This is a genomic window from Sphingobium baderi, from assembly GCF_001456115.1.
In the GTDB taxonomy this organism is placed as follows: domain Bacteria; phylum Pseudomonadota; class Alphaproteobacteria; order Sphingomonadales; family Sphingomonadaceae; genus Sphingobium; species Sphingobium baderi_A.
Genome location: NZ_CP013264.1, coordinates 1,559,239 through 1,572,578 on the forward strand (window position 1 = coordinate 1,559,239; position 13,340 = coordinate 1,572,578).

Annotated in this window: 10 protein-coding genes and 2 pseudogenes; 4 read left to right on the forward strand and 8 right to left on the reverse strand. The window is 58.1% G+C overall.

Annotation, left to right across the window (positions count from 1 at the left end; translation table 11 throughout):
* The first annotated feature begins 5 nt into the window (after positions 1 to 5).
* Positions 6 to 1,115: a restriction endonuclease gene (locus tag ATN00_RS24295; protein ID WP_335338090.1), complete on the forward strand. Its 1,110-nt coding sequence runs from the start codon at positions 6 to 8 to the stop codon at positions 1,113 to 1,115.
* A gap of 348 nt (positions 1,116 to 1,463) precedes the next feature.
* Here ATN00_RS24295 and ATN00_RS22805 read toward each other — a convergent pair.
* Positions 1,464 to 1,874, reverse strand: a pseudogene (locus tag ATN00_RS22805) (IS91 family transposase); the annotation flags it as partial.
* Between the two features lie 9 nt (positions 1,875 to 1,883).
* Entirely contained in the window at positions 1,884 to 2,711 is an 828-nt protein-coding gene (locus ATN00_RS07805) for a tyrosine-type recombinase/integrase (RefSeq protein WP_231746422.1), read from the reverse strand.
* Positions 2,712 to 3,143: 432 nt separating this feature from the next.
* Between ATN00_RS07805 and ATN00_RS07810 the strand changes: the two genes are divergently transcribed.
* On the forward strand, positions 3,144 to 3,911 hold the full coding sequence (locus ATN00_RS07810; protein ID WP_197413689.1) for an IS5 family transposase: 768 nt from the start codon (positions 3,144 to 3,146) through the stop codon (positions 3,909 to 3,911).
* A gap of 60 nt (positions 3,912 to 3,971) precedes the next feature.
* Here the strand turns inward: ATN00_RS07810 and ATN00_RS07815 are convergent, their stop codons facing one another.
* From ATN00_RS07815 to ATN00_RS07835, 4 genes and pseudogenes are all read right to left on the reverse strand, one after another.
* The gene (locus ATN00_RS07815) at positions 3,972 to 4,280 is read right to left on the reverse strand and encodes a hypothetical protein (protein WP_156415242.1); all 309 of its coding nucleotides are present in this window, start codon (positions 4,278 to 4,280) and stop codon (positions 3,972 to 3,974) included.
* A 180-nt stretch (positions 4,281 to 4,460) separates the two neighbouring features.
* Positions 4,461 to 5,206, reverse strand: a pseudogene (locus ATN00_RS22810) (IS5 family transposase).
* Positions 5,207 to 5,306: 100 nt separating this feature from the next.
* Positions 5,307 to 6,464: a cytochrome P450 gene (locus ATN00_RS07830; protein WP_197413690.1), complete on the reverse strand. Its 1,158-nt coding sequence runs from the start codon at positions 6,462 to 6,464 to the stop codon at positions 5,307 to 5,309.
* Between the two features lie 148 nt (positions 6,465 to 6,612).
* A complete protein-coding gene (locus tag ATN00_RS07835) occupies positions 6,613 to 7,002 on the reverse strand; it encodes a nuclear transport factor 2 family protein (protein ID WP_062063701.1) in 390 nt (129 codons plus the stop codon).
* A gap of 125 nt (positions 7,003 to 7,127) precedes the next feature.
* Here ATN00_RS07835 and ATN00_RS07840 point away from each other — a divergent pair, with 125 nt between their 5' ends.
* Together ATN00_RS07840 and ATN00_RS07845 are read left to right on the forward strand one after the other, a co-directional pair.
* Positions 7,128 to 7,451 carry a 2Fe-2S iron-sulfur cluster-binding protein gene (locus tag ATN00_RS07840; RefSeq protein ID WP_062063703.1) on the forward strand — a complete coding sequence of 108 codons (324 nt, stop codon included), beginning with the start codon at positions 7,128 to 7,130 and terminating at the stop codon, positions 7,449 to 7,451.
* A 33-nt stretch (positions 7,452 to 7,484) separates the two neighbouring features.
* Positions 7,485 to 8,696: a cytochrome P450 gene (locus tag ATN00_RS07845; protein ID WP_231746423.1), complete on the forward strand. Its 1,212-nt coding sequence runs from the start codon at positions 7,485 to 7,487 to the stop codon at positions 8,694 to 8,696.
* Positions 8,697 to 8,826: 130 nt separating this feature from the next.
* On the opposite strand, the gene ATN00_RS07850 is transcribed toward ATN00_RS07845, so the two are convergent.
* Entirely contained in the window at positions 8,827 to 10,044 is a 1,218-nt protein-coding gene (locus ATN00_RS07850) for an aromatic ring-hydroxylating oxygenase subunit alpha (RefSeq protein ID WP_062063704.1), read from the reverse strand.
* Between the two features lie 223 nt (positions 10,045 to 10,267).
* On the reverse strand, positions 10,268 to 12,952 hold the full coding sequence (locus ATN00_RS07855; protein ID WP_062063706.1) for a TonB-dependent receptor: 2,685 nt from the start codon (positions 12,950 to 12,952) through the stop codon (positions 10,268 to 10,270).
* Positions 12,953 to 13,340 lie beyond the last annotated feature (388 nt).

Genomic DNA, 13,340 nt, shown 5'->3' on the forward strand with positions numbered 1-13,340 from the left:
CCGCCATGCTGCTTGCTCTTTCCGCTATTCTCGTCGCGCTGCTGGCGCTGTTGCCCCATCGCGCCCGCGTGCCGATACGCCATCGCTGGCGCCGTCGACAGGCGAGGACCATGGCGCTTCAACTGAGCGGGAGAGACCGTCTGCAGCCACCCCAGCTTCTCTATGCGCGCCTGCGTGCCATGGATCCCTTGGCATTCGAGGAACTGCTGCTCGAATGTTTCGAGCGGCGCGGGCATGGGGTTGTTCAAGGCCGCCGCTACACTGGTGATGGCGGAATTGATGGGCAGGTCATGATCGACAGCGAGATCTGGTTGATCCAGGCGAAGCGCTATGCTGGCGCTATCCGTCCGGAACATGTCGCAGCCTTCGAAGCACTGTGCCGTGCAAAAGGACGACGGGGCCTGTTCATCCATACCGGCCGTACAGGTCCGCAAAGCCGCGTCATGGTGACGGGGAACGCCCGTGTCGCAATCGTTTCCGGTCGCGCGCTGCTGTCCCTTGTGACCGGCGGTCCGCTGCCTGAACTGGCAGCCCCTTGCCAACTACGCCGACCAATATCGCAGAGTGGGGGGACGGACATGATGTGGGGCATAACCAAACTCTTGTGGCCGGCCATAGTTATAGGGACGCTTGTACCGCAACTCGCTTGGGCGAAATCTGGAAGCGCGCAGGCCGAACGTATCATCGCTGACTGCATCCATCGTGCATCACTGGGAAGACCCTGGCTGGAAAAGACACTTTGGGGATTGCGGGACCAGGAGGCTGGCTGGATCGGCGCAGAGGTCGCAAACACCAACGGGAGCCACGATCTCGGGCCGATGCAGGTCAATAGCTGGTGGATACCCAGAATAGCAACGTTGCTAGGGCGCACCGAAGTTGATGTCCGCCGATGGTTGCAATTCGATGCCTGCTTCAACGCAGACGCCGCCCGGTGGATATTTCTTTCAGCGCTGCGATCAACGCGTAATTATTGGAAAGCGGTTGGCATCTACCATAGCCCAACGCCGTGGCGACAGGAGCATTATCGAAATTCGGTGGTTGCGCACATGCGGGTCAGGTACGGAAATAGTATCTTTCGCGCACGTGGAGCAAGGACGTCCAATGTGGTTCCATGACGGCGGCTCCGAGCCCATGTCTCGGAGGCTATCGCCTGAGGTGATCGCGCGGCACTAATCCACCGTGGTGGAAGAAGAGCGATCTTCCCCGCGACTCAATGTGCGGAATGATCAATGCCGAAACACGCCCGCCCGGCATCTTTCTGAACGATCTTCGGGACATGCTGAGTTCGTGCCTCATCGATGACGATGTACCCTCCTCGCAGAGCCGACGCGAGTTCCCTTGGCGCAGCGTGGTTCCGTCCAACTAGCGGGCAGTGTTCGAGCCGGGCTTCTGGACACTTCTGTGGACCTCGATCTTTTCGGCCCGGACAACATGCGGCCACCTAAATGCAAATTTCGCCGTGGGTGCCGGTCGACCTGTGCGATGGTCTTGAGCGTCACGGCGACGGCTTCGAAGAGAATGCCATAGAGCAGCCGCTTGTTCTGGTAGGCGATCGCAGCGACCTCGCCGGGCACGGTAAATACGACATGGAAATAGGGAACGGGCAGAAGGTCAGCTTCACGATCGGCAAGCCACTGGTCGCGGGCAATACCTTGGCACTTCGGACAATGCCGGTTGCGGCAGGAGTTATAGGCGACACGCGAGTGCGCGCAGTCATCGCAGGTCTCGACATGCCCACCGAGCGCCGCCGTCCGGCACAACTCGATCGCGGACATGACGCGGCGTTCCACCCGGCCGAGGTGGCCGTCGTGAACGCGGGCATAGGCATGGCCATGACGGCGGAATATATCCGCCACCTCCAACTCGGAGCGCACGGTGGCGCGTCAGGCGGGTGGCACCACCTCGAGGGTCAAGCAATCAAGCGGGCTCTGCGCCGCAGCGATCGTGGTCGTGGCAACCTGCGTGTAGCGCGCCGTCGTCGACAGGCTGTTGTGCCCCAGCAAAACCTGAATGATGCGGATATCGACACCGCTCTCCAGAAGGTGGGTGGCAAAGCTGTGCCGCAACGTGTGCACGCTGACCTTCTTGGTCAAACCTGCCGCCTTTGCGGCGGACCGGCACGCCGAATGCAGAACGGTAACGTTGATCGGCCCGTCTTCCCGTCCTGGAAAGAGCCAGTCGGTTGGCCGCGTCAGGCGCCAATAGGTGCGCAGGATATCGAGCAGTTGGGCCGACAGCATCACCGTGCGATCCTTGGCGCCTTTGCCATGCCGGACCTGGAGCAGCATCCGGTCGCTGTCGATATCGCCGACCTTGAGGCTCACGACCTCTGATACGCGAAGTCCGGCGGCATAGGCTGTGGTCAATGCCGCCCGCGTCTTCAGGGACGGAACCGCTTCGAGAAAGCGCACCACTTCGTCAGCGCTCAAAATCGCCGGCAACTTGCGGGGCATCCGCGCATAGGCAATCCGCTCGGGTATCTCGCCCCGGTTCAGCGTCACACCGTAGAAGAACCGCAACGCGCAAACGGTCTGGTTCAGCGACGGCCAGGATATGCCCTGAGACACGAGATAGACCTGAAATGCCCGGACATCCTCGAGCCCAAGCCGATCTGGCGAGCGCCCGAAATGGCGGCTGAACTTCGTGACGGCGTGCAAGTACGATCGTTGTGTCGCCGGCGACAGGTTGCGCAGCATCATGTCGTCGATCATACGGCGGCGCAGCGGGCTCACCGCTGGCGTGGTGGTATCAGCCATGGGATGGTCTCCTGATCAGGGGTTGGTCTTCAGCAACCAAACCTTCCCATCAGGAGGCCATTCCAGCCAATACGCACGCCTCTCCCGCGTCAGCGGGTTCGTTCAATCCCAATGAGTCAGCCTCAACGGGATTTGGTATCAGGGAGACCTGTGCGCGGGTGGGTGTAGACAGGCGCCTCAAATGCTGATTCTATGGGCTTTCCAGGGAGGAGAGCGGCAGTGGCGCAGCGTTCAATTGGTCAGGACCGGTTTGGGTTTTCAGGGTCCGAGCGCACGACGTCATCGTTGGACGCGCTTGTATCGCTGGTTGATTGGCACGCGGTCGCGGTTCTTCTTGATCCGCTTTATCCGGCCTCCAAAGGTGAGCCCGCCTAGCCGCCTCTGGCAATGTTCAAAGCCCTCCTGTTGTCGATCTGGTATGATCTGTCCGATGTGAAGCTGGCTGAGGCCCTTGACGATCGGGCCTCGTTTCGCCGCTTCTGCGGGTTTTCCGCGAATGAGGCGACGCCAGAGCGTACCGCGTTTGTCAGGTTCCGTCGGCTGCTGGTCGCGCACCAACTTGACCGATCGCTGTTTGAAACCGTGACCATGCAGCTCAAGGCCAAGGCAGTGACTGTCAAGACCGGAACCCTGGTCGATGCCACCATCATAGCCTCAGCAAGTGAAGGCGATGATGATGCGCGCAGGGTAAAACACAAGGGAAAGCGGGCCGTTCACGGCTTCAAGGCCCATGTTGGCGCCGATGCCGATACCGCGTTGGTCGAGGAAGTGTCGATCACATCGGCCAATATCAATGACGGCAAAGCGGGACCCGATGCCTTGCCCGACAATCCCGGTGAGGTGTTTGCCGACAGCGCCTATCGCGGCAATCACTTTTGTAATGCGGTGCTGGCAAAGGGCGGCATTCCCCGGATCGTCGCCACCGGCATGTGGGGCCGCGACGAAGCTGAAACGCTCCGCAAGCTCCATGAATGGAATCAACCGATCCATCGCGTGCGCGCCCGCATCGAGAAGATCTTCGGTACATGGAAACGATCCTACGGCTTGCGCCGAATGCGATGGCGAGGTCTCGCCAAAGCCGCCGTCCAAGTCCGCCTCACAGCCATTGCCTACAACCTCGAGCGCACGATGAATATTCTCTTCGTTCCAGCATGATATCGCCTCCGACCGCAAAGCGCAGGCCGGATCGATAACCCATCGAATAGCTGCGCGATTTCATAGCTCTACGCCCACCCGCGCACAGGTCTCATCAGATCGCCACGCGTAGTATATGTTGGTGTCGGTTGTTGCGAGCCCCCGCAACCACCGAGACCGACAAACCAGATTTTTCATGTGTTTGTCGGTCTCTGTTAGATCGCCCTCCCGCAACCACATAAAAACCACCACCCCCAAACCCGCCCGCAAGGCGGGCTTTTTGCGTTCAAAGGCCAAGGCCATCGACAGAATGCCAGCCAGATCGCCGCGCACGTCGATCTCCCGTGCGCCACCCACCACCAGCACAATCGCCTCGACAAAACCCCGCAAAGCCGTGCCCGGCCCCGCCTGAAACAAGAATTGCGCGAGCGCGACATCCCGCTTCGCCTACACCCCCCCGCATCCCACCAGCTATCCCGCCGATCAATCCCATGATCGGATACAAAGGCAGCAGTACCCGTCTACGGTAGCCAATCTTTCTTGGGCGCCTTCATCCTGATGATGCTGGCGTCACCAGAAAGTAAGTATGGCAGCGAGGAAGACGCCTGCCATATAGTTGGCTGCGAGCTTGTCGTAGCGGGCGGCGATGCATCGCCAGTCCTTCAGGCGGCACCAGAGGCGTTCGACGAGGTTGCGGGTTCGATAGGCGTCACGATCATAGGGGATCGGTTCTTTGCGGCTGCGGGTAGCGGGGATGACGACCTCGGCACCCTGGGCCTGGATAGAGGTGCGGATGGTATTGCTGTCATAGCCACGGTCGGCAATGAGCCGGTCGAAGCGGCCATGTGCAGCTTCGATCAGGGCGGGCGCGATGGTCATGTCGGAGAAGCTGCCGGGCGAGATCAGCAGGACGCGTGGCCGTCCGGCAGCATCGGTCAGTCCGTGGATTTTGCTGGTGCGTCCGCCGCGCGAGGTTCCGATGCCTTGAGCGAATCTCCCCTTTTGCGCCGGCTGCCGAACGATGAACCTTGATGCTGGTGGAACCGATCGCGGACGAGCCCCACATCCCGCTATATCCGGTCAACGCCTCGAAGACGGCGAACCAGACGCCTTGCCCGCTCCAGCGGTGGAAACGGTTGTAGATCGTTGTGCAAGGTCCGTGTCCCGCGCCACCGCGCACCGATCTTGAGCATGTGAATGATGTCCGAGATCACCCGCCGGTCATCGACACGCCGCGCACCCTTGCGTCCCTGCGGCAGCAAAGGCTCGATCTTAGCCCACTCCGCATCGCTCAACCACGTCAACTGCCGCGCCATCAATGTCTCCTGCTTCTCACAGAAAGCATTGAACCCGCCGAAACGGTCTCGCGCAACCTTATTGAGTACAGACCCTAGATTGGCCCGCTAAGGATGTCGGTCACCAGCTGACATTCAGGCAGCGTAGCGTGGGCATCATTAACTGCGGCGTGTACAAACGGCCGCCGTCGCCGACGAGTTCGAGGTCTGGAACATGATCCAGCAGTATGTCGAGGGCGATCTCCCCTTCAAGATGGGCAAGCAGGCGACCGACGCACATATGAATACCTCGCCCCCAGGCCGGTGCAATTTTCAGGTCGTTACGAAAAATATCAAATCTGTCGGCGTGATCAAACACGGTTTCGTCATGATCTGCCGCCATCGTGCAGAGCTGAATTAATGACCCCTTAGGGATTGGTATTCCCCGGATTTCTACATCCTGTGTCGCAACCCTGATCGGCCCGCGTCCGGGATCCCTGAAGCGTACGCTTTCTTCGAAAGCTTTGGCGAGCAGGCTACGGTCGGCTCGAACGGCCTCCCACTGATCACGATGGTGGAGAAGATTCCACACCATATTGCCTATGGCCGTGCTGGTTGTATCCGTCCCGCCGAGAAGCATCGAGCTGACAAGGCCGAGAATCTCTTCCTCGCCCAGCGCATCCCCTTCATCGGCTGCGGCCAGCATCTTCGAGATCGCATCCTCGCCGGGCCGTTCGCGCCGGTCATGGATCAGCTTGCGGATGAAGCTGTCGAAATCCTGAAGCGTCTCGGCAAGGCACTCTAGCCGTTCTGGCGAGGGGTTGGTGGTGATGAGTTCGAGCGAGGCATCGACCCATAGCCGATAGCGATCATAATCTTCTACAGGAGCGTCGAGCAACGCGGCAATCGCCATCATCGGAATGCGATCGGCGTAGCTGGTCACGAGATTTGCCTGGCGATCTGGACTGCGTAGCATCTCATCGACGAGTTGACGCGCAATCTGGCGAATCTGATCGGCGTGTGCAGCTATGATGCGGGGCGAAAGGGCGGCTTGCATGTAGCGCTTCAATCGCCCGTGGGCCGGCGGATCGGCGGCTGCGAGCTGAACCTTCATCGGAAACCCCAGCGGCAGACGCGTGCGGAATCCCGCAGGGACTTCGGGAACGGTAACGAACATCCGGTTCGAGAAGGTTTCTGGATCATTCGCGATACGCGTAATGTCATCCAGTCGGGTCACGACATACCAGCCATATTTAGGCATGAAGAAAACGGGATGGTTACGGCGTGCCTGCGCCAGCAAGAAATGAGGATCAGCGACCTGATCAGGATCGAGCGGGTCCAGCTCGGCGAAAACGGGAACGTCGGATGATATTGCCATATTCACCTAGGCTCTCCTTGTTTGATCTTCTCTCTTTAATAAAGGCGGACGCGAATTGTGCGGAGGACTTCTAACTAGGCGTCGCTCCGAACGCCTTTTCTGCCGCTCCAGTGTCGAAAAAGGCATGAACTTTATAGACCAGCCCGTCTTTCAGCGTCATCAATTCGCAATAATTATTGTCATAGATGCGCCCATCTTCATATTCGAAATGTCCCACCATCTCGACGGCGACGCGATCCGCATCGGCAGTCGAGGTGATGACGGTGAACCCGCCCGTTTTTGCACTGTGCAACATGTGCAACGAGGCAAGGAATGCATCATGATCGAGATGGCCCATGCCGTTCAGCCACCAGTCGAGATCTGGGTGGATCAGTTTTTTTACGGTTGCCATGTCGCCAGATCCAACAGCTTTCACCAGCCGGAGCGCGACGTCGCGATTCTTCTCAATGTCCTGATTCATCGGCTATCCTCATCCTTTCCCGCTTTTGTCAGCGGTATTCTGTGGTAAGATAGTTATCCCCCAGCTGTCGACAATGAAATAGGCGGCTGGTCGTTAAAGTTCGATACGAATAGAGCGGGAGAGGAATGCAGATCATCTTTCGAAACGCCGAAGCCGGCGAGCGCATTGTAATGGCGAGTGAGGGCGACACGCTGATGCATGTCGCGCTGGCCAACGATATAATCGGTATCCCAGGAGACTGCGGCGGCCAATGCGCCTGCGGCACATGCCATGTCTATGTAGATCCGGCATGGGTTGAGCGAGTTGGCCGCGTCGAACCCGGCTCGACGGAGGAAACCATGATCTTTGGAGCGCCTGTCGATGCCCGCCCGAACTCGCGGCTCGCATGCCAGGTTAATCTGATTGCAATTCACGACGGGTTGATTGTGGAAATCCCGGAAGGCCAATAGACAAAATTATAAAAAAACGACGAGGAGGGTATCTTGCAACAGATCATGGAAGCCGCAGATGCGCTGGATGTCAGTCATCCGCAGATTTATCGCGACGATAGCTGGCGCCCGCTATTCGCTCAGCTTCGCGCGGAGCATCCGGTATATTACTGCCCACGGAGCCGTAGTGGGCCCTATTGGTCGATCACGCGTTTTGCCGATATTGTTCGCGTCGATACCGATCCACTGTCATTTTCTTCTTCTTATCTTCATGGGGGGGTCACGATAGAAGATCGCGTCGCAGCTTCATTCATGCAAATGGACCCACCAGTACATACGGAAAAGCGAAAGAATGTAACGGCGGTGGTTGCGCCCAGGAGCCTCGCGCAAATGGAGAGTCTGATCCGTGAGCGCGCCGGCAGGGTGCTGGATGCGTTGCCGCGCAACGAAGAGTTTGATTGGGTTCAGCGGGTTTCGATCGAGTTGACATCGATGATGTTGGCTACATTGTTCGCCTATCCCGTCGAACAGCGGCACAAGTTGGTGCACTGGTCCGATGTGCTGACCGCCGATCTCGACGATCCCGAAAGCCCCGTCCGGACCGAGGCGGAGCGCCAGGCTGGCCTCCAGGACTTCTACATGACGATGATGGAGCTTTGGCAGCAGCGTCAGAAAGAGGAACAGAGCTACGATATCATTTCGCTTCTCGCACATGATGAGGGTGTGCGCTCCGCCTCCTTCGACGAAATCTGCGCGTTGTTCGGTTTGTTTCTCGTGGGAGGAAATGACACAACCCGCAACTCGATGTCAGGCGGCGCATGGGGCTTCAGCGAGTTTCCTGATGAATGGCGGAAATTGAAGGCCAATCCAGGGTTGGCCGGAAATGCTGCAGCGGAAATAATCCGTTACCAGACCCCGGTCATCTATCAGCGCCGCACGGCGACATGCGATGTTGAATTGGGTGATCAGACGATTGCCGCAGGTGACAAGGTCGTGATGTGGTACATTTCCGGCAATCGCGATGAGAGCGTCTTTAAAGACGCCGACAGACTCCAGATCGATCGCCCCAATGCCCGGCAGCATACCGCCTTCGGAATGGGGCCTCATCGCTGCCTCGGCGCGCGGCTTGCCGAGATGCAATTGCGTATCCTTTGGGAGGAGGCCCTTATACGCGATCTCGACATCGAGATTCTCGGGCCGCCGACCTACGCCTTTTCGAATCTTGTCCGTAGCCCGCTTAGCCTGCGCGCCCGCATCAAGGGTTGATTCTGCTCGCCGTTGCGGATCGATCGTTGCTATCGGCGGATTGGCGATAATGAGACTATATGGGTGATTGCGGCAAGATTTCTGTCATTTACGGATGAGCTGGGGCAGAAATGCCCCACTCCAGCATCGCTCACTCCGCCGGGTGATCTTCATCGCCGAATGCTGCCGTCATTACCGGCACTACACGCAAGTGAGAGGGTATGTTATCGCGTCCGATTTTCTGGTCGATATGCTCATTATACCACTGCAAATACTGCTCTTGATAGCTCAGGGTCAGAGTGGAAAGATCACCTTCACGCATGGAGCGCTGAATTGTGGTGAACAGGCCAAGATCTTCGTCAAGGATCTTTACTTGATAGGCGCTGAATTCATCCCAATATGCGCGGTCGGCATCGGAATCTTTCAATGTCTCGCCGAATATAGTGGAAACGACAGCCATCCGGTCATGTCCTATCGGCCAGAAGTTCATCCAGTTGAAGCCTGATGGGTCCAGTGCCGTGAAGCCGTTAGGAAAGCGGGGCAGGGCGACGGTCAGGCTCCTGAACCTCTCATCCAATCCCTTGATGTCGCTGGCGCCGTAGAGATTTTCTATGCGTTTACGGGTTGTGAAACGGGCGTGCCCGTTTTCCAGCGGTGTGACGACGAAGCTCTTTGAATCGAGGAACGGCGCTATGGTTTTCTGATGGACAGTCGCGACATGATAGATTTCCAGAAAATTGTCATAAGCTGTCTTCCAGTTGCACGCGATCTCCGTCCGCAATGTGCGCTTGACCACCATGCGCTCGAACGGGAAGCTCTCCGCTTGTGCGGCGAGCGGGGCGATGAAGTCGGCCAAAGGCTCCGCCGCTTCGTCGAAATTGATGAAGATGAAACCGCGCCATAGCTCGCAGCGCACCTGGAGCAGCGGCTTTTCCGCCTTGTTCAAACAGGCGAAGTTATGTGCTTCCGGTACGGACCTGAGTTCGCCGTCGCTGGCATAACCCCAGGCATGATAGGGGCAGATGAAGCGCTTTGCGATGCCCGCCGGTTCAGTCACCAACGCCGCGCCGCGATGGCGACAGGCGTTCTTGAATGCGCGGATGGTCCGGTCCTTGCCTCGGCTGAGAATGACAGAGCGATCCATCTCGGTGAACAGCTTGTAAGCGCCGGGTTCAAGCAATTCGCTTTCATGACCGGCATAGAGCCATGTCTTGTTGAAAACATACTGCATTTCCAGAGCAAAGAAGGCCGGATCGCAGTAGCGGGCGGTTGGCAAATCGGGCAGCGCGGGGAAATCCGCCGGATAAGTGATGCGCTTTGCTTCCCGTTCGACGCGCTCAATGAGCGTTGCGGCCGCTTGGCTGTCCATGTCACTCCACTCCTGAATTCAACGGCACTATCCCTGCGTGCTTTCCGGCATCTTACCAGTGGGGGCGATAGGGTAACAGCGCCGAAGATTGACGCACCGTCCGTCTTGCGCGGCGCTGGGCGAGTTATTGCGATTGCTCGTCTTGAATAGTCATACGTGGCTTGAGTTGCGAGGGAAGGGCGCGGCAACGGCGTCCTTCCCTCGCCATCGCTGACGAAAGACTTCAGCGTTCCGCCGAGCGACCGAACCGTGCCCGAAGCTGCACACCGTACACGCGCGGATCGCCATAGACATAAGGTGTCGTACCGAGCTGGGAGCTGACGAGGTTGCCCGCGCCGGTCCTGTATGTCTCGTTGAACAAGTTCTTCACGAAAATGCTGAGGTCGACTGCATTGTCCATGATATTGTTCCAGTCGAGACGCAGATTGACGATGGCGTAGGGAGATTGCTCCTCTGGCGTGAGCGAGAAAAGAGCATCGTCCGAGACGCTCGTACGAGACTGATACGACACATTGCCAGCCAATATGAAGTCACCCGTGTCACCTGCATCATATTGATATCGCGCCGCGACGTCCAACTTGTGCTTTGGCGCACCCGTTATGGGGGTACGAGATCGTTCTATGATCGCTCCGTCTGACGGACGGACGATCACGCCCGGAAAACTCCTGAACTTGGCATCGAGATAGGCGTAATTGACATTGACCGTGAAGGCGGGGGTGAAACGGATGACTTGTTCGAGTTCAAGGCCGCGCGATCGCAATTTTGCGGCATTCTCGATCTGGTTCGATGCGGTCTGGCCGTTGAAGAAGGAAGTGGCGCGATGCAGGCCGGAGAAATCCGCCTGGAACAGCGCCAGATTGGTCCGCATGCGGATGCCGCCCAGATTATAATCTGCCTTGATGCCCAATTCATAGTCAGTGACTGTTTCAGGCTTGAACGTCGGCAAAGCCGCTGCCACCCCGTTCTGGGCCGGCAGGATCGACTGGATGTTGATGCCTCCCTGCTTGAAGCCCTTGCGCGTGGTGCCATAAACCATGACATCCGGCGAGAATTTATAGTCGAGCGAAAAAGTATAGCTGTCCGCCGTTTGCTTGAGGGAAGCGGGGATCGGATCGTCCGTCGTGATAGCCGGGTTGTCCGGTGCGACGATCACGCCCGTGGGGGGGAGAAGCGCGTTCACCGCCAGAAGCGATTGTTTGACAACGCTGTACCGATAGCCGCCGGTCAAACGCAGGCCTTCGAAGCCGAAGGCGGCGAAATCGATGGTCGCCTGCCCGAAATAACCGGTTTGCGAAGATTTATAGTCGCGATTGTAGCCAGTCGATATGCCCGGAAGTCCCGCCGGAACCGTGAAGGCGCCGTTCAGCGTCTGGAAGATGGCCGGATAGTTGAGATAGGCGTTCACGTTGGAATGTTCCGTGAAGTAGCCGATCATCCAGTCATGGCTGCCGCCGATCTGGCCGGACACCTGTGCTTCTTCCGACCATACGTCGAACCAGTCATTCTTGCCGGCGCCATAATCCCTGACATTGACCTGTCCGGTGCAAAGCGTGGGCGTGCAGTTCGGGTTGCTGACATCGAGGTCGTTATAGACCACGCCTGAGCCGACGCCGCCCTGAATCTCCCGGACAACTTCGGAGTGAAGATTGCGTGTCGTGGAAAAGATGTTCTTGAAGCTGGTGTCGCCCAGGAATCCAAGCTCGCCGAAATTCAGCTCGGTAGTGTTGATCAGCTGTTGGACCTGTGAACGAAGAAAGTTCGGCCTTGTGGTCGCAAGCCGCCGGACGCTTCCGCCCGCCGCGATGCGCGCTGCTTCTCCGTCAAGGCTGGCGCGGACGCCGTTGATGAGGGCAATTCGCTCGTTAATGCAGTTCGCAACCGACTTGCCGCTGGCTGCATAGAGCGCCGTGATGCCGGGATTGGTGCAAAGGCCAGCCACCGATATATAACCATAACCGCTGGCGGTCGCCTCGGTTACTCCAGGCGTAACGCCCAGGATGCCGGCTCCCACCCGCGTGTCGAGCAGCGATCCGGTTATGACCGATCCGCCGGGCAGGCGCGGATCCACAACGCGGCGTGCCACGCCATTGGGTTCGTAGGTGCCAAGAACGCTCGCCGTTCCATTCTCCTTGATGTTCACATCCGAGAAGATGGTGGTGCTCGTCAGCCAGTCGGTCGGTCGCGCCAGCACGCTGATCCGGTAGGACGAACGGTCGCGGTCATCCAGATCCTGTCCGGTTGTAAGACTTTTCGAGAAGCCGTCATGATAGCTGTAGTTGCCGGCCACGCGGATCGCGAGCCGGTCCTCAAAGATCGGCACGTTCACCGCGCCGGTAAACTCCCGGGAACTGTAGTTGCCCAAGGCTGCCTCGAAGAACCCGTCAAACTCGCCCGAAGGCGCCTTGGGGGTCAGCAACACCGCGCCGCCAGTCGTTGAGCGGCCGAACAGAGTACCCTGCGGGCCCTTCAGAACCTGGACTGACTCCAGATCGTAGAAAGTGATGTTGGACCCCCCGGAGGCGGAGTTGGTTTGCTGCGGCACATCGGCGAAATAAGTGACCACCGATGGCGAGCTCCCGAAGGTCGCGCCCTGGCCACGGATGAAGTAAAGCACGTCGTTACGTTGCGAACTGCCGGTGGCGGCGACAATGCCGGGCGTCGAATTGCCGAGATCATATGGCGTGGTAATCGCCTTTTCACGCAGGACATCGGCCGTAATCGCAGTGATCGCTACAGGAACGGACTGAAGGCTTTCAGCCCGCCGGCGCGCGGTGACGACGATATCCGATATTTCGTTATCGCTTACAGATTGAGTGGAGGTATTGCTTTGTGCATAAGCACCCGGAGACGCTGCGAATATTGCACTGATACCGGCAAGCAGAGCCTTTTTGGGAATTTCCCTCATCATCGTCCTCCCCATGATCGAATCATTTCTCGTGACTTGTCGCCGCGCCTGCAATGTGAGTGGAAGGGCAGCCGGTCTGATCTTCTTGATTGTTATCAATCCTGCACAACCGCGCGGCGTAATGCAACGTAAAAATCATGCACGAAAATTCAAAGTTTGATTGAGAAGTCAAGGTGGAGCGGAAATCAAGGCTTTGATCTTCCCTTTTCTAGGATTATGGCGGCAGGCATTGCACGGCGCAGAGGAGGGCGTGTCGCTCCTAATGCGTAAAGATATATATGGGCTAAAAGGCTCGATGCGATCTGGCTTCATCACTGCGGCAACGCCTTGCATCGAATGGGTTGGGCATATCATATATGGCGTGTCGAATAATGCACGACGTGGCGGATTG

What these genes read in the sequence shown, in the direction of transcription:
- ATN00_RS24295 (WP_335338090.1), top strand. Translation starts at nt 6, where the DNA reads ATGCTGCTTGCTCTTTCCGCTATTCTCGTCGCGCTGCTGGCGCTGTTG.
- ATN00_RS07805 (WP_231746422.1), bottom strand. Translation starts at nt 2,711, where the DNA reads ATGATCGACGACATGATGCTGCGCAACCTGTCGCCGGCGACACAACGA.
- ATN00_RS07810 (WP_197413689.1), top strand. Translation starts at nt 3,144, where the DNA reads ATGTTCAAAGCCCTCCTGTTGTCGATCTGGTATGATCTGTCCGATGTG.
- ATN00_RS07835 (WP_062063701.1), bottom strand. Translation starts at nt 7,002, where the DNA reads ATGAATCAGGACATTGAGAAGAATCGCGACGTCGCGCTCCGGCTGGTG.
- ATN00_RS07840 (WP_062063703.1), top strand. Translation starts at nt 7,128, where the DNA reads ATGCAGATCATCTTTCGAAACGCCGAAGCCGGCGAGCGCATTGTAATG.
- ATN00_RS07850 (WP_062063704.1), bottom strand. Translation starts at nt 10,044, where the DNA reads ATGGACAGCCAAGCGGCCGCAACGCTCATTGAGCGCGTCGAACGGGAA.
- ATN00_RS07855 (WP_062063706.1), bottom strand. Translation starts at nt 12,952, where the DNA reads ATGATGAGGGAAATTCCCAAAAAGGCTCTGCTTGCCGGTATCAGTGCA.